This is a genomic window from Streptomyces sp. NPDC051913, assembly GCF_044593635.1.
GTDB lineage: Bacteria > Actinomycetota > Actinomycetes > Streptomycetales > Streptomycetaceae > Streptomyces.
In genome coordinates, this window is the sequence record NZ_JBIUCI010000005.1 from 623,904 (window position 1) to 641,695 (window position 17,792).

A 17,792-nucleotide genomic window follows, 5' to 3' on the forward strand; every position below is an offset into this window, starting at 1 on the left:
GTAGGGGAAGGTGTTAGAGGTGGCAGACGGAGCAGCCGGCCTCGTCATCGTCGGAGTCAAGTGCGTCGGACAGGACTTCCAGGAGGGGCCTGTTCGGCTTAACGCGCTTGGCCGCGCGGTCCAGGGCCGCCTGATGCTTAGCCTCGATCTCGTCCTTGCGCTCTATGAGCTCCGGGAGCGACTCGCCCTGTGACCAGGTGTAGTTGCGGCCCTTCATGGCCGTGTGGCGAAACCGGACCTTGTCCTCGTACTCCACAGCCTTGTCGTACAGGTCGGGGTGGCGCTCCTTGAGACCGACCCACTCGTGCTTGCGCTGGAAGAAGCAGAAGTAGCAGCCCGAACGCGTGCGCCACTCGTAGTAACCGGGGAGCCCAATGCCGGCCTCGTCGAGGATGCGCATCACGCCGTCCTTGTCGATACCGTCCTCGCGGAAGGGGAAGACGGCATCGATGTTCGGCTTGGTGCTGACGTAGCCGAGGCGGTTCTCGTCGGCCCGGATCGCGACGTATGAGATGACCTTGTCGTCTCCGACCCACTCCTCCAGCGGCTTGATCTTCAGGTTCTTGGTGCACCAGCGCATCTGCGGGCTGGGCAGGGTGCCCTGGTAGACCTCCATCCAGTGATCGAAGTCCCGGTCGGCGTTGAGTCGCTCGATGGGCTTACCGAGGGCCGCTTCCAGCCGGTTGAGGTACTCGTACGTCTCTGGCAGTTCGGCACCGGTGTCGCAGAAGAAGTACTCCATCTCCGGCACGCGATCGCGCATGTAGATGGCAAGCGCCGACGAGTCCTTGCCGCCTGAGATCCCCAGGACGTGGCGAACCTTCTCCTCGGTGACTGGATCCGTCATGCCCCCTCCTTCGTGTCAGTTGCTGTGACAGCCGGCCCGTCAGCAACGCGTTGCGCAAGAGCGGCGAGCAGGATCCGTGCACCGTCGGGTCCGAGGGCCTGCTCAGCCTGCTGCAGTACGTCGGCCGCCAGCTGGTCGGCCTGGCCGCGGGACTGTTCCGGCACGTAGATCAGCGTCCGTCGTTCCGCCCCTGTCTTGTCCGTCAAGGTCAACAGCCGCGTCTCCAGATTTACTTCCTGCTCGCGGGGCTCGCTGCTGTCCTGGTAGAGGTGGGCGACGCGGTCGAGGGATGCGGACATCTCGCGTGCAAGGCGAGGGAAGATGCCTGCGTCCCGGTCATCCCAGTCTCCGAGTGCCTTGTTGGTGAGACGGACAACGATCGGGTCGAGCCAGTCCTCGTCAGCGAGGCTCTCGCTGAGCACGAAGTCGACGAAGCCCCGCAGCTCCGGGTTCAGTGACACCGTTGCGAAGCCGCTCAGCCGCGCCGCGAGTGTCGACCGCAGCTCGGGAAGCGTCGTGGGCAGACGGAACTCTTCGGCGAGAACCGCGACCACTTCTTCCCGCAGCGTGCGTTCGATTCCGGTGATCTCGTCTGCCGCTGCCGTCAGCCGGTCGGCATACTCCGTGGCGGCTGCCGCGTTGGCGCGGGTGCCTGCTTCGACGGGGGCGAGGCCCAGCGCCTTGGGCAGAGCCCTGAAGAGCAGGTCGTCTGGATCCTGGGAGTCTGTCAGGGCGTTGCGCACGGCGAGTGCATCCGGAGAGATGCGCTTGGTCTTGCGAGCGTAGCTGTTCAAAACCATGACGCGTTCGAGCAACGCCCTGGCTACGGACAGCAGATCAGGGTTACGCAATGCCTGTGAGCGTGGCGGTTCGACCTTCAAAGACACCAGGAGCTTCTTGATTACGCTGGCGCGCTGCCCCTGTCCGACCGGCGTGTATTTCACGTCGAAGCGGGCTGGGGCGGCGAGGATGCGGTCGACGACGTCCGGCGTCAGCCGGGGCAGGTAGGAGCCTTCTTCGAAGAGGGCGACATCGTGTCGGCGGATCACCAGGGCGGTGACGACCAGCAGCGGCCAGACACCGGCCTTCACCCCGTAGGGCGGGCTCATCAGGACCCGGATGATCTGGTCGAGGCTGGTACGCCGGGTTGCTGCGTCCAGCGCCTTCTGCAGCGCCTCCCAGACGGGCTGGGCGTGCTCGTGGCCCTCGCCTGGAGCGGAGAAGCCGTACGGCAGCAGGCTGTTGGGGGAATTCTCTGCCTGGATGGTGCCGTTGGCGCGGTGCAGGCCGAGGTAGGCCAGCGCGCCGCTGTAGATGGCTCGCTCTGGGCCGTATCTTCCGGCCGTCGCGTCGAAGCCCAGGTATTGCTCGCCGGAGCGGGTGAGCATCGCGTCCAGCACATCGCTTCGGGCACGGGCGGCGTTGCTGGTGAGTGAGTGCCGTCCGAGCATCTCGTTGCGAATGTGCGGGGTGTGCGGGAAGACTTTTTCGCAGGCGAGAGAGACGAGGCCGCTGAGGCTGCGGGCTGGCAGGCTCGAGCTGTCGGGGGACGCCTCGGGGGTCAAGCCAGCGTTCCACAGGTCCCAGGTGGCGTCCTGGGTCGGCGGGTAGAAGGCCGTCTGGATGACCTCCCGCAGCTCGGCCTCCGCCTGGACGGCGCGGTCGGTGACCTCGCGCCGGGCGACGTGATCGAGTTCCTTGTCTTCGAGCAGCTCTTTCAGGGCGATGAGGTGCGTGGCGGAGTTGAGTACCACGTCGGGGTGGGTGGTTGTTCCGAGGATCACCGGCAGTGTCGAGTTGACGGTAGGCAGCTGATCCCGGGGGCCGAGGTGGAAGACGAGGAGGCCGTCGGCCGGGTCCTTCAGCTCGTCCGGCGCCTGGATTTCGCGGGTCTCTGGGCCGCTGACGGCGGTGAGGAACACCCGCATCATCCCGGTGACCTGGCTGTGGCGGCCGGCGACCACGGCGCTGGGGAGGTGTGCGCCCAGGCGCTGGACGATGGAGGCATCGTCTAGGTGACTGATGATCTCCTTCAAGCGGGCGTCGATGTCGAAGTCTGTGCCCTGCCAGACGCGGTACTCACCGCTGAATTCCCGGTGGACGAGGAAGCCGCGGCGGACGAGGTCGGCGAGCTGCTCCTCAAGGCCGGCGAAGGCGCTGGCGTCGGTCAGGTCGGTGGGGTCGTGGAGCGCGAGGTGGATCATCTCGCTGGTGGCGCTGAGTGCGCCGTCGGCGTCGATGAGGTTCAGAACGCCGATGGTCTTCAGCAGTGCCTGGTCGGCGTCGGGCAGTCCGTTGGCTTCCTTGATGCGTGCGTCGACTTCGATCCAGCGGCCGGCGTTGGAGGCCGCGAGCAGAGAGGTCCGGCCGGAGTTGAGGAAGTAGTCGTATAGCTGTGGCAGCTGCACGGTGCTGGCGCGTTCGGCATCCGGCTGAGAGTGTGCGGCCAGCGAGTCGCGGACGGTGTTGGGCTCTCCGCTGTTGAGGAAGCCCGACAGGCTGCGGTCGTGCTGGCCGATTTGCGCCGCCAGGATCGGCGCAGCGATGGCCGTCAGAGGGTGCAGCGGGTACAGGTTGGCAAAGTCGTCGCTGGCAAGCTCGGTAAGGACGTTCAGGCCGTGGTTCTTCCACGCGAGGGCTGATGCCTGGGCCGAGGCGCGGATGAGGTCCTGGCCCGCTGCGTCGACGGCGGCGTGGTTCAGGCGCCGGCGCAGGAGCTGCAGGGAGTCGCCGTGATGCGGAACGAAGGTGACGTCTTCGAAGCGGCCCTGGATCTTTGCCCATTCGCGGATCTTGAGCTCACTGGAACGTGACGCGTAGTCCATGAACGACAGGTGCTGCAGGGTGACCAGGAAGACGGGCAGGCCGTTGGGCCCGGCGCTGTGCTCGGCGAGCTCCTGCAGGAGGAAGAGATCGTTCTCTGCGCCGGAGAATTCGTTGTGTCCGGCAAGGTGCTCCAGGGTCTTGCCGAATTCGTCGATGATCAGCAAGAGAGGCTGCTGATTGTCGGTCAGGGCCTTGATGGCGGCCATGACCTGCTTCGTCTTCGGCCCGGTCGTCGTCGGGTCTTCGCAGGCCGCGAGTGCTGCAACGACGTTCTTCGGGATGCGCTTGCCCCAGCGGCGCCTTGCCGCGGTGTCCAGTGCACGGGTCACGGTGGCGACCAGTGGTTCCCGCCGCGCGGTAGCCACGGCTCCGAGGAACCCGGTTCCCGTCCGCTCAGCCCGAGCTGTGGCGAGACGCTCGGCGAGGGCTGGGCTGGTGTCCGCAAGGATCCGGTGAGCCTCGTCGCGGCGGTCCTCGTCACGGCCGAGTAGCGCGTCGATCAGGTTAGCCAGTGTGGACTTCCCGGAGCCGTAGGGTCCGGTGAAGGACCAGGCTCGGGGACGCCGCAGGTCGCTGACAGCGTTGGCGATGCGCTCCAGTACGTCAACTGCCTTCGCGCCGACATACGGTCCGTGCAGTTCGTCCTCGACGTCGCGTTCGAGGTTGGTCGACCGCATCTGGGTGCCGACCAGTTCGATTCCGGCCGGGAACTGAGGGGTTGCCTCGTCCTGCGGGATGCGGGAGGTCCGCGTGGGAGCTGCGGTGGTCACGCGTTCTCCTGAGTCGTGAACTGCTGCTGGTGGTCCTGGGGCTTGCGTTCAGCCTTCTCGGCCTTCTCGGCCTTTTCTGCTTCGGCCAACTGCGGGTACTGCGCGCTCCATTCGTTCCGGGTGGGGAAGCCGGGGCGCCGGGTGACGTGGTCGTACTGCTCGTCGAGGATGTCCCAGGCGAGCGCCATCGGATCGCTGGAGAAGGACATGGTCCGCTGGCCGACGGCGTCCACCCGGTTGAGTTCCGGACGACCCGCGGCGACCTTGTCCAGGGCGGCGACGATCTCAGGCTCGCGGACCCGGAAGGCGCGGCCAGGCGCTCCGGGCTCGTTGGCAAGCCGCGCCAGGGAGATCGAGCCGGAACCCTCGGTGTCGCGGGCGGCGTAGTCGAGGCAGGCGTAGACCAGAACGTGGGCGGGGAGAGAGGTGCGCGTGCCAGTGGTGAACTGCCACTCCTGCTTGCCCCTGGTGCCCACGGAGGTCAGCAAGTCCAGCTCACGGAAAGGGCAGGCCAAGAGGTCTTCATAGGTGGCGCGGGAACCGCTTTGTTCGACCGGCGTGCGCGCGTACATCTTGGTCAGGCACTCGACATCCCGGGTGATGGACGCCTCCACCGGTCCATCGCTGAAGGAGAAGTTGACATGCCGCGTCACGACTTGCGTCATGTCCGCGACGGTGAAGCGCGAGAACGGGGCAAGGTGAAACGCCGTGTACCACGCGGGGGCCCAGCATTTGGCGCCCGGCCGCGACGATACGAGCCACCAGTGCAACAGCCACAGGCTGCCAGGTTCCTCAAGGTAGGGATCGGCGCCATCCTTCTCGTCGAGCAGCCATCGCGCTTCCCAAGTCGGGGACGCGTACTGGGCCTTCGTCTTACCCGCCGGGTCGGCGTGCTCACGGGTGAGCTTGAACGCCTTTGACCAGTACCGCATGGCATGGACCATGTTCTTACCCACGCCGAGCAGGACCGGGGCATCTTCGGCAAGGAAAGCAGCCGGATTGTCCTTGACCTGCATGTACGCCTTATGCAGCCAGCCGAAGCGGGGGGCGAAGGTCTCATGGCGCGCGAAGCTGGAATGTGCGGCTTCCGCGAGCCTGCTGTCTGCCATACGAAGGGCCTCTCAATGCAAGAAGAGATAAAGGGAACTGCTGGAGTCAGTGAGCAGCCGCGCCGGCTGTCGCTGCCATGGCGGCGCGCACCTGGTGGACCGCACGCACCACCGCCTCGGCGGCTGCGGCGGTCTCGTCTGCGGTGGTGGCGTAGCCGAGGGAGAAGCGCACAGTGCAATCTGCTTCCTCCCGGCTCAGCCCCATGGCGAGTAGGACGTGGCTGGGAGTTGGGGCTCCCGAGGCGCAGGCGCTTCCGTCGGATGCGGCTATGTGCGGCATGGCGGCCATGACTGCGTCGGCGGGGGCACCCGCGAAGGTGATGCTCGCCACACCGGGCAGGCGGGGGGCTTGTTGCCCGTTGATGCGGCATCCGCCCACAGCCGTAGTCACCATGTGCTCGAGCTGATCGCGCAGTTGGGTCACGCGGGCGACGTCATCGGCAAGGTCACGGCTGACGGCCGCTGCGGCAGCTCCGGCGCCGGCGATCCCGGGCACGTTGAGGGTGCCGGCCCTCCACCCCTTTTCCTGCCCGCCACCGGTGATCAGTGGCTTGAACGGCAGCGGTGTGCCGCGGCGGACGAACAGTGCGCCAACGCCTTGAGGGCCGCCGAACTTGTGGGCTGACAGCGACAGAAGATCGACGTCCACTTCGGAAAGGTCTAGGGGCAGCCGGCCGATCATCTGTGTGGCATCCGTGTGGACCAGCGCGCCTGCGGCATGCGCCGCCTTGACCACCGGCGTGAGGTCGGTGAGAACCCCGGTTTCATTATTGGCCGCCATCAGGGAGACGAGACCGACGTCGCCCCGGCCGAGCTCTTCCTCCAGGGCCACGGTTTCCACCAGGCCGTCCGCCCGCATCGGCAAGACGGTCAGTGATCCCGGCTCACTTTGGGCCAGATCCCGGGCTGTCTCCAGCACCGCGGGGTGCTCTGCACCACTCGTCACGATCCGGGCCTCGCGGCGGTGAGCCGCGCGCAGCGCGAGATTGTTCGCTTCGGTTGCCCCCGACGTGAAGATGATCTCCCCGGGCGAGCAGTTCAGCAGGTCAGCGAGGTGTCGGCGAGCGACGTCTACACGATGGGCGGCGTCCCGGCCGGGGTGATGCACACTCGACGCGTTACCGACGGCCTGCAGGGCTTCCACCACGGCCGCCAACGCCTCAGGCCGAATTGGCGCCGTCGCGTTGTAGTCGAGATACGCCGAAACCAGCCTATCTACCCCATCCGTCATGCCCCACCTCGTCTCGCTCAGCACCGCAGACAATCTACTCCTGGTGGAACCCGGACGTGCGCACCGGGGGCACCACCAGGAGTGAGTCGCGATCGTAACGATCGAGATCGATCAGTCAGCGAAACCGACACTCAACCCGGAACGCAAACTGCAACTCGAACTAATGTTCCCTATTGCTTGAGTGCCTGCAACCCATATCGGGAAAGGGCATCGACGCAGAGGCCGTACGAGAACCTCGGCGGAGCCTGCCGCACCCTCATCAACATCTCTGAGCTGCGAATATCAAGCGCTGAGACCCGAGTGTCAGTGCGTGGGTTTATGGTGATCAGGCACTGTAACCCTGGGGCGACTCAGAGTTGCGGGCAGCTCTGCATGCACAGAACTGAGGCGGGGGATCCGCAAGTTGACGGTCATTCAGACATCGAGGGGAAATCCCCCCTGTCCCGCAGGGGTGGTGAATCGATGACAGCGTGGTCGCCCGGCCTGTCCTTCCAAGCCGTGCTGGACAGCGCTCCCATGCCGTACATCCGCGAGCGGCTCGGCAAGCACATGTGCGCTCTGCTCGACCTCATCGACGGCGGAAGCGCCGGCGATGAGCGGCTCCGAGCAGTCGCCGCCGTGGCGGTGGACGCCGAGAAGCTCGTGTCCGATCAGACGGACCGCGAGGAGCTGCTGCGGCTCCTGCCCGCCGACAAGCAGACAGAGCTTGCCCAACGTCTTGGAGCGGACGGCGCAGGCACCGATGCCCTTCTCTACCTGAACGGTCTGAAGTGGGCGAGTGAGCAGCAGCGGCAATTGCTCGAGTTCTTCGGCTTCAGCGTCGACAGGGCGCCTGCGCTGCCCCCGCTCTTTCGGCAAGACGCCGAACCGGAGTACGGGCTGTTCCCCCACCAACGGCGCGCAGCCGCACGCGTGAAGGAGTTGCTGTACGACGGACCGCGGCGGGTTGTCCTTCACCTACCGACAGGCGTGGGCAAGACCCGCACCGGAATGAACCTGATCGCTGACCATCTGCGGCAGCACGAGCCCACCCTCGTGGTCTGGCTGGCGCGTGGGCAGGAACTGCTGGAACAGGCGGCTGCGGAGTTCGAGCGCGCATGGTCCAAGCTCGGCGACCGTCCGATTACGGTCGTCCGGATGTGGGGCGAGGCGCCCACCGATGTGCAGGCGCTGACAGACGGCCTTGTCGTCCTGGGGCTGGAGAAGGCCGTCTCCGCGGACAAGAGCGATCCGGAGCTTCTCCGCAAACTCGCATCGCGCAGCACTCTCACAGTCTTCGACGAGGCTCATCAGATCATCGCGCCGACCTACCAGCGAGTGGTGGACGCCCTCACCATCCGCCCCGATGCCAGCTTGCTGGGCCTGACGGCCACACCTGGCCGGACCTGGGCGGACGTCACGCAAGATGAGCGACTGTCGGACTTCTTCGCCCGCCAGAAGGTCATGCTGCAGATCGACGGATACAGCAACCCGGTCACTGCCCTCATCGAACAGGGCTACCTGGCCAAGCCCATCATGAGGACCGTCGCCTCTGAAGCCGGCCTGCAGCTGTCCGCGCGCGATCAGCAACTGCTCGCGAAGTCCTTCGACATCCCGTCGGACATCATCGCGTCGCTGGCCAGCGACGAGCAGTGGAACCTCAAGGTCGTCCAGACCGTGCTGGAGCTACTGGAACGCCAGCACCGCAGGATCCTGGTATTCGCGGCCTCCGTTGACCACTGCCGCCTGATCGCCGCCGTCCTGTCGGCCCTCGGCCTCGACGCTGACTTCGTCACCGGCGAGTCCACCCCCCGGCACCGCAACGACGCCATCAGACGCTTCAAGGGCGCCGGCCGACGCCCCATGATTCTGTGCAACTTCGGGGTCCTGACCACAGGCTTCGATGCCCCGGCAGCCAGTGCTGCCATCATTGCCCGACCGACCAAGTCGCTGGTCCTGTACAGCCAGATGGTCGGCCGGGTCATCCGCGGGCCCAAGGCCGGCGGAACCGCCACCTGCGAGATCGTCACCGTCGTCGACCCGGAGCTGCCCGGGTTCGGAGACGTGGCCGAGGCATTCACCAACTGGGAAGACGTATGGGAGACCGCGTGACCGGCGAGGGAAGCAAATACCGGATCGTCAGCCCTTCGCTGACCGTCAAGGCCATGCGCGACAGCGGCTACAAGAACACCGCCTACGCGCTCGCCGAGCTGATCGACAACAGCATCGACGCGGAAGCCACACTGGTACAGGTCTTCGCCTGCGAGAGCCCAGTGCAGGGCGCCACCCAGACCAGGCACCGGGTGGACACCATAGCTGTCCTTGACAACGGCAAGGGCATGGACGCCGAACGCCTGCGGCGCGCCCTGAAGTACGGCGACGGCCTCGGGGGCGACCGCAACCGCATCGGACGCTTCGGCATGGGGCTGCCCAACTCCAGCATGTCCCAGTGCACCAAGGTCGAGGTCTGGTCCTGGACCAATGGGTCCCCGAACGCCATGTACACCTACCTCGACCTTGAGGAGATCAACGGCGGACTCGACGACGTCCCCAGCCCCGTACACCACCCCGTGCCGGAGTACTGGAGCGACCTCAGCGAAGCGCCCCTGGGCACCACCGGCACCCTCGTGGTCTGGTCAGACCTCGACCGGGTCAAATGGCACGGCGCCGGCGCCACCCTGCGCAACACTGCCGAGCTGATCGGCCGTGTGTACCGGCACTACCTCCACGACGGCAGGGTGGAGATCAAGATGGCGCCGGTCCGCGAAGCAAAGGTCCTCGAAGGAGACAACGGAGCATACTTCGCCGAGCCCAACGACCCCCTGTACCTCATGGACTCAACGGGGACGCCGCCCCCGTTCGGGAACAAGCCCATGTTCGAGCCCTTCGACATGGGCAACGAGAAGGAACCCGGGGTCGCCTACTTCCCGATCACGGTCGAGGGGACGAAGCACAACGTGAAGGTGCGGGCATCCATCGCCCGGCCCGAGGCCCGCCGCGCCGACATCGAAGGTCACCCGTGGCCCGACAACGCGAACCCCAACGGGAACCCCGGTTTCCACCCGTGGGGTCAGCATGCTCGTCGCAACATCGGGATTTCCCTGGTCCGGCAGGGGCGCGAACTTGACCTCGATTCCAAGTGGGCCATCGGGTACGACCCCGTCGAGCGCTGGTGGGGCGTCGAGGTGGAATTCCCCCCGGAGCTCGACGACATCTTCGGCGTCACGAACAACAAGCAGACCGCCACGGTCTTCTCGTCTCTCGCCCACTTCGACTGGACGGCCGAGGCCGAGGGGGACGAGACGCCCAAGGCGTTCAAGGACCGCATCGCCGAGTTCGGCGACCCGCGTCTGCCCCTGATCGATCTCGCGGTCTACCTGGAGAAGAACCTCCTGCCCGCAATGCGGCGGAAGCTGAGGCAGCAGACGCTGGGCAACCGGGGAGGCAAGAAGCGCCACGACGACGTCGTCACGTCCAAGGCCACGGACGCGGTGAAGCGCCGGCAGGAGGACGGTCATACGGGAACGACCGACCGCCTGGCAGAGGAGGCCACCGAGAAAGACAAGCGCCAGGAGCAGTTCGCGGCGCTCACCGAGCGGCATCACCTCGACAAGGACACCGCCCAGTCCATGGTCGACGAGGCACTGGAGAAAGACTGGCGTGTTCGCTGGATTTCCAGCCCGCAGGACTCCACGGCGTTCTTCAACATCGACCTCATGGCCGGCATGCTGCAGGTGATCTTCAACACCGAACACCCGCTGCACAGCGAGCTGATGACCGTCCTTGAAGACGTGCCCGAAGACGCGAGCGAGACCGAACTCCGCCAACGTCTCGCCCGCGCCTCCGACACCTTCAAGCTGCTCGTCTTCTCCTGGGCCCGCATGGAGGACGAGATCCCCAACAAGCGGGACCGCGCCAGGATCTCGGACGCCCGGCGTGACTGGGGCCGCTACGCCCGCGACTTCATCGAAGACGGGAGCGATGACGAGTGACGCAGCCGGACCACGTCTGGCAGCAGATAGCCGACCTGATGAAGGGTGCCACCACGCGAGTGACCCTTGTGGCGCCCTTCATCAAGAAGACCGTCTTCAAGGAGACCCTCGCCTCGGTGCCGTCCTCGGTGGAGACGATCGAATGCGTCACGCGCTGGACTCCGGCGGAAGTAGCCGCCGGAGTCTCCGACCCCGAGATCATCGAGGCGGCGGAGCGGGACGAACGCGTACAGATCACTCTCTGCCCGTCGCTGCATGCCAAGATCTACGTCGCCGACGACCGATGCCTGGTCGGATCCGCGAACCTGACCGGCAAGGCCACCGGCCGAGTCCCCAACGCCAACGTGGAGCTCTTGCTGGATGTACCCCTCACGCACCCCGAAGTGCAGCGCGTCCTCAGCTTGATCGAGTCCCGCTCGACAGCTGCCACACCCTTGGTGGCCGCCCTTGTCCGGAAGCAGGCAGAACTTCTGAAGGAGGAACGCATCCCGCCTCCGGCCGAGAGCGAACCCGCCCCCCTTTGGTACCCGGAAACGAGACGCCCGGAGAACGTGTTCGCGCTCTACAGCGGGCGAACACGATTCACCTCCCCGGTTGAGGCCGGCATCATCCAGGACCTTGCCATGCTCGATGTCCCGGCAGGTTTGGCGGAGCACGACTTCAACACGGCGGTCGAGGCTCGGCTGCACGCCATCCCAGAACTCCACAAGCTGCTCGTCGGCGAGCGCCTCAGCAACATCGAGCTCCAGGAGGCCATCGTGGAACGGACAGGAGACCCGGAAGACCAGGCGCGGAGGACGACGGAGACCCTCGCGGCCTGGCTGCAGCACTTCGGCCGCTATTACACCGAGGTGGGCTCGTGGGAGCTGCGGCCAGGACGGGAGCACACCTAAGATCTGCGTGCACGGCGTAGAGCGGCGGAGCAACTCCCCCGCTCATCGCCACCCCCCGGAGACGAAGGTGATGGGAAGGCCCCCTCATGGCACAGGTGCGGGTCCCGTTCCTGCTGGGCCATGCCGAAATCGCCTCCCTCTATCAAGTGGAGCGCCAGACATCGCAGAAATGGCGGACGGAGGGCGCCCTCGCCGCACCTGACCTGGTCGCGTCCGGCAACCCGTACTGGCTACTGGCGACGGTAATGCGGCTCAACGGCGCCGGCGACCGCCACGTGGCGCAAGACCAGCTGACCTCCTACAAGACCAGCATCCCCCGCGGCTACGAGGTCCAGGACAAGCAGGACTTGCCCGTCGTCCTCGGCATCCAGGAGGTCGCCCGCATCCTCGCGAGGGACGCGCAGGCGATCTCCCGATGGCGTAACCGGCGACAGATCGCCGAGGCTGACCTGACCCTGTCCGGCTCCCCTCTCTGGCTGCTGGAGACCATCCTGGATGATGCGCAACAGCGGCAGCGCATCATCCTCCCGGCCGAGGTCGAGCTGCTACGTACAGGTCACCGCGCCCCGCAGAAACCACGTGGCCGCAGGCAAAGAGCGCCCCTCCCGCAGCCGCCGCACAAGGCCCCGCCCACAGCGCGAACGTTCACCGGTGCCGACCAGGCGGCAGCGGTCGAGTTCCTGGCAGCAGTCCTGGCAGAGGGACACTCTGTGGTCATCGAGCCGCGACCTTAGCCGGCCTTTCCCGTCCTGACTGGGACGGAACCCAGGACGCGATATCGCCTCTAGGCAGTGTTCGCCGACAGCTGTGAGAGAAACACTTGATACCCCACCCTTCAATCCATACTGTCTCTCACATGCCGATCTTGTCACGCACCCCCGGAGCCCACCACGACAACCCGACGAAAACGGGACCACAAGCCGACCTCGGCCTGGCCGGTCACCAGTCAAGTGAATGCCCGATGAGAGTCATCTCCTACGGAGGCGGGGTCCAGTCGACCGCGCTGCTGGTGCTGGCCGCCCAGCGCGAGATCGACTTCTCCACCTTCCTCTTCGCCAATGTCGGGGACGACAGCGAGCATCCTGCGACCCTCGCGTACGTTGGCGAGATCGCCATCCCTTATGCCGAGCGTGCGGGCCTGGACATCCACGAGCTCAAGCGACGCCGCCGTGACGGGGCCACGGAAACTCTCATGCAGCGGCTGAACCGGCCAGATACCCGGTCGATCCCCATCCCGGTCCGTATGGCCAACGGCGCCCCTGGCCGCCGCAACTGCACCGCAGACTTCAAGATCAAGGTGGTCGGGCGGTGGCTTCGAGAGCATGGCGCCACCGCGAAGGCGCCGGCGGCGGTCGGCATCGGCATTTCGCTCGACGAAATCCATCGCGCCAACCGTCGGCGGAGGGAAGCCCACGAGGTCATCGAGTACCCCCTCCTCGACCTCGGGCTGCGCCGAGACGACTGCGAGCGCATCATCACCGAGGCCGGCCTGCCAGTACCCCCCAAGAGCTCCTGCTTCTTCTGCCCCTTCCGAACCGTCGACGCCTGGCGTCACCAGCGCAGGCACGAGCCCGAGCTGTTCGCTCGGTCCGTCCAACTCGAGGAGACGATCAACCGCCGACGGGCCGCGCTCGGCCGGGATGACGTTTATCTCACGAGGTACGGCGTCCCGCTCAAACAGGCCATCCCCGATGAGAGCCCGGGGGAAGGTGACGTCGATGAGGATGAGGGAGCGTGCGACTCCGGCTGGTGCATGACCTGATACGTACCGAGCAAGCCACGATGGGTGGGGCCCGAAGCCATGGCGTCGGCCCCACCCATCGTTTGCCCCTGGGATGCCGGCGTGGCCACCACAGGGCACTGCAGATGCCGGAATCAGAGCTCAGGCGGCTCGCCGGGCTGGAGGTGGAGGACGGCGAGGTATTCGCCGTAGGGCATTTCTTCGTCCACCCATCGGTTGCCGCCTGCGGAGTCGGGAATCCACATGCCGTCGAGAAGGTACTTGTCGTCGAAGACGGCGACACGGTCTTCCTTCACCGCTGCCGCCATCAGCAGCTGCATCCCCAACAGCAGCACCGTGGAGGCTTCCTTGACCGTGCAGACCTCGGTGCGCCCCGTGGGAAAGACCTTCCCGTCCGCGTCGCTGCCCGGCTCGGGGATGGGCGCATGGCCCCGGACCGCCATCTCGTGCAGGGCAATCGCCTGAGTCACCGCTGCCGCCACCGGCGTGCCAGCGCCCGGCACGCCGTCCGGGGCATGCATCCGCAGATGGTTGGCGACCGCATGCGAGTGCACAGGCCATGTGTCAGGGTGTTGTTGCAGCCGCTGCTCAGCGGCCTCGACGGCGAGGCCGGGCTCCGTGGTGTCCGGGTGCAGCAGCCGGACGAATCCTTCGAGTGCTGCGCGCAGGTAGCCGAGACGGACCTGGTGCTGCTGCCACTCCTCCATCATCTCGGTCCAGACGGCGTCGAAGTCGAGGCCCGCTGAGCACATGCCGCCGTCGTCGTAGGACATGTCGAACGTCACCGTGCGCAGGCCCTGGGCGAGACGCAGCCACTTGTAGGCCGTGTCCCAGCCGTTCTGCGCCCCGGGGACTCCTGTGACGGCGGAGGCATGCTCCACCCAGTCGGTGAGCTCACGGACATGGTCCTCGGGCTCGGACAGCGCGAGGGTGGACAGCGTTCGGTATGAGGGCAGGCAGGAGCCCTCCAGCCGGGTGGTGGTCATGGGTGGAGCGTGGCACACGGCACTGACAATCACTGCGGTGCCGAGAGCCGGGGCGAGGCTCAGGTGCTGGTGGTGCGCCGTACGAGCCTGTGGCCTCGCAACTCCCGCTCGCAGCGAACGAGTTCGCGCTCCCATCCCTCTTCCGTGCCGATCAGGTGCGGGCTCTCGTAAAGACCGGCACGGACTTCGGCTTCGGTGAGCCGCCGGTACTTGGGTGCGTCGGGATCATCCTCGGCAAGAAACTCGTGCTTTCGGTGCAGCAGGGGACGGTTGGTGGAGTCCGCGTACGAGGTGAAGGAGGACTTGAGGGTCTTCAGGTCGACGGCGTACGAGGCGGCGATTCGCGGGTGGGGATCCGTGTCGAACTCGGGGTAGTCGAGCCAGCTGACGCCGCGGCCCTGGTGGCGGAGCTTGACGACGGACCACTCGCCAGGACGGCCAGCGGCAATGCTCGCGCACTGCTCGTACAGGCGCAGCACGGCCGGGATCCGGTGGAGTGCGCGGCGGTGCACGTACAGGGCGGTCGCGGTGAACTTGCCGGCGATCGATCCGTTCATCGCACGGCGGACGTAGGCGTCGTCGCGCAGTTTGAACAGCAGCCGATCCGCTCGGTGGCACGCCTCGGTGTACGACGGGAAGAAGGCACGGATGTCCAGTTGAACCGGCAGGGGCAGACTACTCACCGGGCCTCGGCCGTGAAACAGCTCCAGCGCGAGGAACTGCAGTGTGTCGAGGGCTCCGCGCTCGGCGCTTCGTTCTACCTTCGCGGGGTCGGCCTCCTGTTCGGCAAGGCGCTTGAGTTCAGCGGGGCGCAGGTGGCCAAGGAGGCTGATGATGGGTTGCGGCATTTCCTCCAGCTGAGGCATCCTGCCGCGCTGTTCGAAATGAGCGACGACTGAACTGATCGCCGAGGCGGTGTCCTCGGACGCCAGCCACCCCCCGTCAGGAGCCACCTGGCGGGCGAGATAACTCAGGCGGGCCACATCGTCCTTGAACGCGTAAACGATGCCGGGCGCCGCCGACACGCAGCGGACGCCGGTGGCCTCCTCGACGTAGTCGCGCAGCTCGCCAGCGGCGTAGAGGCGCTGGAAGGTGCGGCGCTGCGTGAGAATGCCGTCGCCGTACTCCGCGCCTTTGATCTGGTTGCGCTCCCACCTCAACCGCGCGGACACCACCAGCACGGATTTGGTGAGGTCCCAGGCCCGTAGGAGCGTCTCGCGTCGTTCGGTGGGATTCTCAATGACGTTCAGGACATAGGTGAGAAGGACGACCTCGGCCGGCCCACGCCGCCCGTCCGGGAAATGGACAGGGTCCCATCCCGCGGCATCGAGGCCGAGGTGCTGCAGTGCCCGTACATCGCCGCCGCGTCCGCACCCGTAGTCAAGCACTCCCGTGTCGGGTACCAGCTGGAGGTCGCCGACTGCGCGACGAGCCGGCAGTGAGAGGCCAACTCGGCCGATCGCCGTCCGATGCCTCTGGCTGCTCCAAAGCTGCTGTGTCATCGGTGTCCCCTGATTCCACGGACAGGCCAGCATGCGACAGCACCGAACCTTACGTGACGCCCGATCCGGTGACCCGGCTTACGCGAGTCGCGCCTCCCAGCTGACCTCGGGCGCCCCTGCTCTTCGTGATGGCCACGGGCGTGGCAGTCGTCCGGGCGACGATGCCGAGAGGTCCGCTCGGGTTACCCCTGCAGTCGGCAGGAGGGCAGGGCTGCCGCACAGGGTGGCTCCATCTCCGAAGATGTGTGCGATCGCTTCAGCGCAGGGTGATGGGGCGCCTGGGCACGCCGTTGGCGAGTACCCCAGTAATCAGGTCGAGGAGGCCGACGGGATAGATCGTCTCTGCGGTCTCCCGCAGTTCTTGCAACGTCCACCAGCGGTGGGCCTGGATGTTGTCGGGCTGAGTAGCTCGGGCAGAATCAGCATCCGCGGGCTCAAGGTGGGCTAGGAAGTACTGCTCAACCTGCCGGACTGCCTGTCCGCCGATGGTTTGGTCCTGGCTGCGCTGGGCCAGCTGCGTGCCCAGGGCGACGTTCTTTTCATCGACGCCGAGTTCTTCGTGGAGTTCGCGGAGCACGGCGGCAGCATGATCTTCCCCTGCCTCCAGGGCGCCCCCAGGGGTGGCCCAGTAACTTTCGCCCTCGCCGTGGTGGCGCAGCAGCAGGACCCGCTGGGCATCGTCGAGAGCGATGACGCGAGCGGCTTCCCGCACAGGTGGGCTGATCATGTTGCCCATTGTGGCGTTCAGACCCGCTCGGCGAGGCATTCACCAACCCACCTGGTGTCCTGATCTCTTGCCCGGAAGGGCGCGAGTGCATGGGCAGGTGCGTGCAGCCCGGCCACCCGGAGAGCGTCAGCCCTCGGCGCCGCCGGACAGAACGAGGTGCCCGAATACCTCGGGAACCGGCCCTGCGTGGTTGCTACGGTCCCCTGCATGATGCTGCCCGCGCCTCGTGCTGTTGATCTCCGCAGGGAATCACTCGATGGAGTGCTGGACCGTGTGGAGCGGTCGCTGCAGGTGCGTCTCAATCGGGAGACGGTGGTACGCAAGCGCCGTACGGTCGGGGCTAACAGTCCATCTCATTTGGATTGTTCGATAGCCTGCCGAGGTGGGGATCGTTGAGCGGCTGGTGCCGGATGAGCTGTGGGAGTTGTTCCAGCGGGTGGTGCCGGAGGCGCCAACGCGTCCGCAGGGAGGTGGCCGGCGCCGGCACGGCGATCGGGAGGTGCTGGCGGCGATCGTGTTCGTCGCGACTTCGGGGTGCACGTGGCAGCAGTTGCCGTCCTCCTCGTTCGGACCTTCTGGTGCGACAGCCCATCGGCGGTTCGCGGAGTGGTCGAAGGCCAGGGTGTGGGCGAAGCTTCACCGCTTGGTCCTCGACGAGCTCGGCGCTCGCGGCGCGCTGGACTGGTCTCGCTGCGCGATCGACTCCGTGAACATGCGGGCCCTGAAAAGGGGGGACTGACAGGCCCGAATCCTGTCGACCGGGGCAAGTACGGCTCGAAAATCCATTTGATCACCGAGCGGACCGGTCTGCCCCTGTCCGTCGGCATCTCGGGCGCCAACGTTCACGACAGCCAGGCCCTCATCCCGCTGGTGCAAGGCATACCGCCGATCCGGTCCCGTCGCGGCCGACGGCGACGCAGACCCGGCAAGCTCCACGGTGACAAGGGCTACGACTACAACCACCTGCGGCGTTGGTTACGAGCCCGCGGCATCACACCCCGCATCGCCCGCAAGGGAACCGACTCCAGCCAGCGGCTCGGCCGGCACCGCTGGACCATCGAACGCACCATGGCCTGGCTCGCCGGATGCCGACGCCTGCACCGCCGCTACGAACGCAAAGCCACCCACTTCCTGGCCTTCACCAGCATCGCCTGCACCCTCATCTGCTACCGCCGACTCGCCAATTGAG

Annotated in this window: 13 protein-coding genes; 6 read left to right on the forward strand and 7 right to left on the reverse strand. The window is 66.4% G+C overall.

Annotated elements, in window-relative coordinates:
- Positions 1-13 precede the first annotated feature (13 nt).
- Genes ACIHIX_RS18995 through ACIHIX_RS19010 form a run of 4 tightly spaced genes read right to left on the reverse strand, consistent with a single transcriptional unit; the run spans position 14 to position 6,807 of the window.
- Positions 14-847: a phosphoadenosine phosphosulfate reductase family protein gene (locus tag ACIHIX_RS18995; protein ID WP_399957088.1), complete on the reverse strand. Its 834-nt coding sequence runs from the start codon at positions 845-847 to the stop codon at positions 14-16.
- Positions 844-4,443 (reverse strand): ATP-binding protein, encoded by a 3,600-nt coding sequence (locus ACIHIX_RS19000; RefSeq protein ID WP_399957091.1) that lies wholly within the window; start codon positions 4,441-4,443, stop codon positions 844-846. The genes ACIHIX_RS18995 and ACIHIX_RS19000 overlap by 4 nt, the downstream gene beginning before the upstream one ends.
- Positions 4,440-5,552 carry a DUF4007 family protein gene (locus ACIHIX_RS19005; RefSeq protein ID WP_399957093.1) on the reverse strand — a complete coding sequence of 371 codons (1,113 nt, stop codon included), beginning with the start codon at positions 5,550-5,552 and terminating at the stop codon, positions 4,440-4,442. Before ACIHIX_RS19005 ends, ACIHIX_RS19000 begins: the two co-directional genes overlap by 4 nt.
- A 46-nt stretch (positions 5,553-5,598) precedes the next feature.
- On the reverse strand, positions 5,599-6,807 hold the full coding sequence (locus ACIHIX_RS19010) for a cysteine desulfurase family protein (protein WP_399957096.1): 1,209 nt from the start codon (positions 6,805-6,807) through the stop codon (positions 5,599-5,601).
- Positions 6,808-7,245: 438 nt separating this feature from the next.
- On the opposite strand from ACIHIX_RS19010, the gene ACIHIX_RS19015 reads away from it, so the two are divergent.
- The 5 genes from ACIHIX_RS19015 to ACIHIX_RS19035 all read left to right on the forward strand — a co-directional run bounded on the left by ACIHIX_RS19015 (position 7,246) and on the right by ACIHIX_RS19035 (position 13,409).
- A complete protein-coding gene (locus tag ACIHIX_RS19015; protein ID WP_399957099.1) occupies positions 7,246-8,874 on the forward strand; it encodes a DEAD/DEAH box helicase in 1,629 nt (542 codons plus the stop codon).
- On the forward strand, positions 8,871-10,754 hold the full coding sequence (locus ACIHIX_RS19020) for an ATP-binding protein (protein WP_399957102.1): 1,884 nt from the start codon (positions 8,871-8,873) through the stop codon (positions 10,752-10,754). Before ACIHIX_RS19015 ends, ACIHIX_RS19020 begins: the two co-directional genes overlap by 4 nt.
- Positions 10,751-11,647, forward strand: coding sequence for a phospholipase D family protein (locus ACIHIX_RS19025; protein ID WP_399957105.1), 897 nt, complete (start codon positions 10,751-10,753; stop codon positions 11,645-11,647). Before ACIHIX_RS19020 ends, ACIHIX_RS19025 begins: the two co-directional genes overlap by 4 nt.
- Positions 11,648-11,733: 86 nt before the next feature.
- Positions 11,734-12,381, forward strand: a complete 648-nt coding sequence (locus ACIHIX_RS19030) for a hypothetical protein (protein ID WP_399957108.1) — start codon at positions 11,734-11,736, stop codon at positions 12,379-12,381.
- A 227-nt stretch (positions 12,382-12,608) separates the two neighbouring features.
- On the forward strand, positions 12,609-13,409 hold the full coding sequence (locus tag ACIHIX_RS19035; RefSeq protein ID WP_399957342.1) for a phosphoadenosine phosphosulfate reductase: 801 nt from the start codon (positions 12,609-12,611) through the stop codon (positions 13,407-13,409).
- Between the two features lie 113 nt (positions 13,410-13,522).
- Here the strand turns inward: ACIHIX_RS19035 and ACIHIX_RS19040 are convergent, their stop codons facing one another.
- From ACIHIX_RS19040 to ACIHIX_RS19050, 3 genes are all read right to left on the reverse strand, one after another.
- Entirely contained in the window at positions 13,523-14,374 is an 852-nt protein-coding gene (locus ACIHIX_RS19040; protein ID WP_399957111.1) for a hypothetical protein, read from the reverse strand.
- Positions 14,375-14,433: 59 nt separating this feature from the next.
- On the reverse strand, positions 14,434-15,876 hold the full coding sequence (locus ACIHIX_RS19045) for a DNA phosphorothioation-associated putative methyltransferase (protein ID WP_399957114.1): 1,443 nt from the start codon (positions 15,874-15,876) through the stop codon (positions 14,434-14,436).
- Between the two features lie 256 nt (positions 15,877-16,132).
- Positions 16,133-16,603, reverse strand: a complete 471-nt coding sequence (locus ACIHIX_RS19050; RefSeq protein WP_399957117.1) for an NUDIX hydrolase — start codon at positions 16,601-16,603, stop codon at positions 16,133-16,135.
- Positions 16,604-16,991: 388 nt separating this feature from the next.
- Between ACIHIX_RS19050 and ACIHIX_RS19055 the strand changes: the two genes are divergently transcribed.
- Positions 16,992-17,791 (forward strand): IS5 family transposase gene (locus ACIHIX_RS19055; RefSeq protein WP_399957345.1). Its coding sequence is split into 2 segments (ribosomal slippage): positions 16,992-17,327 and positions 17,330-17,791, totalling 798 coding nucleotides; the frame shifts between segments, so codons are not numbered across the junction.
- Position 17,792: the final 1 nt, after the last annotated feature.

What these genes read in the sequence shown, in the direction of transcription:
- ACIHIX_RS19015 (WP_399957099.1), top strand. Translation starts at nt 7,246, where the DNA reads ATGACAGCGTGGTCGCCCGGCCTGTCCTTCCAAGCCGTGCTGGACAGC.
- ACIHIX_RS19045 (WP_399957114.1), bottom strand. Translation starts at nt 15,876, where the DNA reads ATGACACAGCAGCTTTGGAGCAGCCAGAGGCATCGGACGGCGATCGGC.
- ACIHIX_RS19050 (WP_399957117.1), bottom strand. Translation starts at nt 16,603, where the DNA reads ATGATCAGCCCACCTGTGCGGGAAGCCGCTCGCGTCATCGCTCTCGAC.
- ACIHIX_RS19030 (WP_399957108.1), top strand. Translation starts at nt 11,734, where the DNA reads ATGGCACAGGTGCGGGTCCCGTTCCTGCTGGGCCATGCCGAAATCGCC.
- ACIHIX_RS19035 (WP_399957342.1), top strand. Translation starts at nt 12,609, where the DNA reads ATGAGAGTCATCTCCTACGGAGGCGGGGTCCAGTCGACCGCGCTGCTG.
- ACIHIX_RS18995 (WP_399957088.1), bottom strand. Translation starts at nt 847, where the DNA reads ATGACGGATCCAGTCACCGAGGAGAAGGTTCGCCACGTCCTGGGGATC.
- ACIHIX_RS19005 (WP_399957093.1), bottom strand. Translation starts at nt 5,552, where the DNA reads ATGGCAGACAGCAGGCTCGCGGAAGCCGCACATTCCAGCTTCGCGCGC.
- ACIHIX_RS19040 (WP_399957111.1), bottom strand. Translation starts at nt 14,374, where the DNA reads ATGACCACCACCCGGCTGGAGGGCTCCTGCCTGCCCTCATACCGAACG.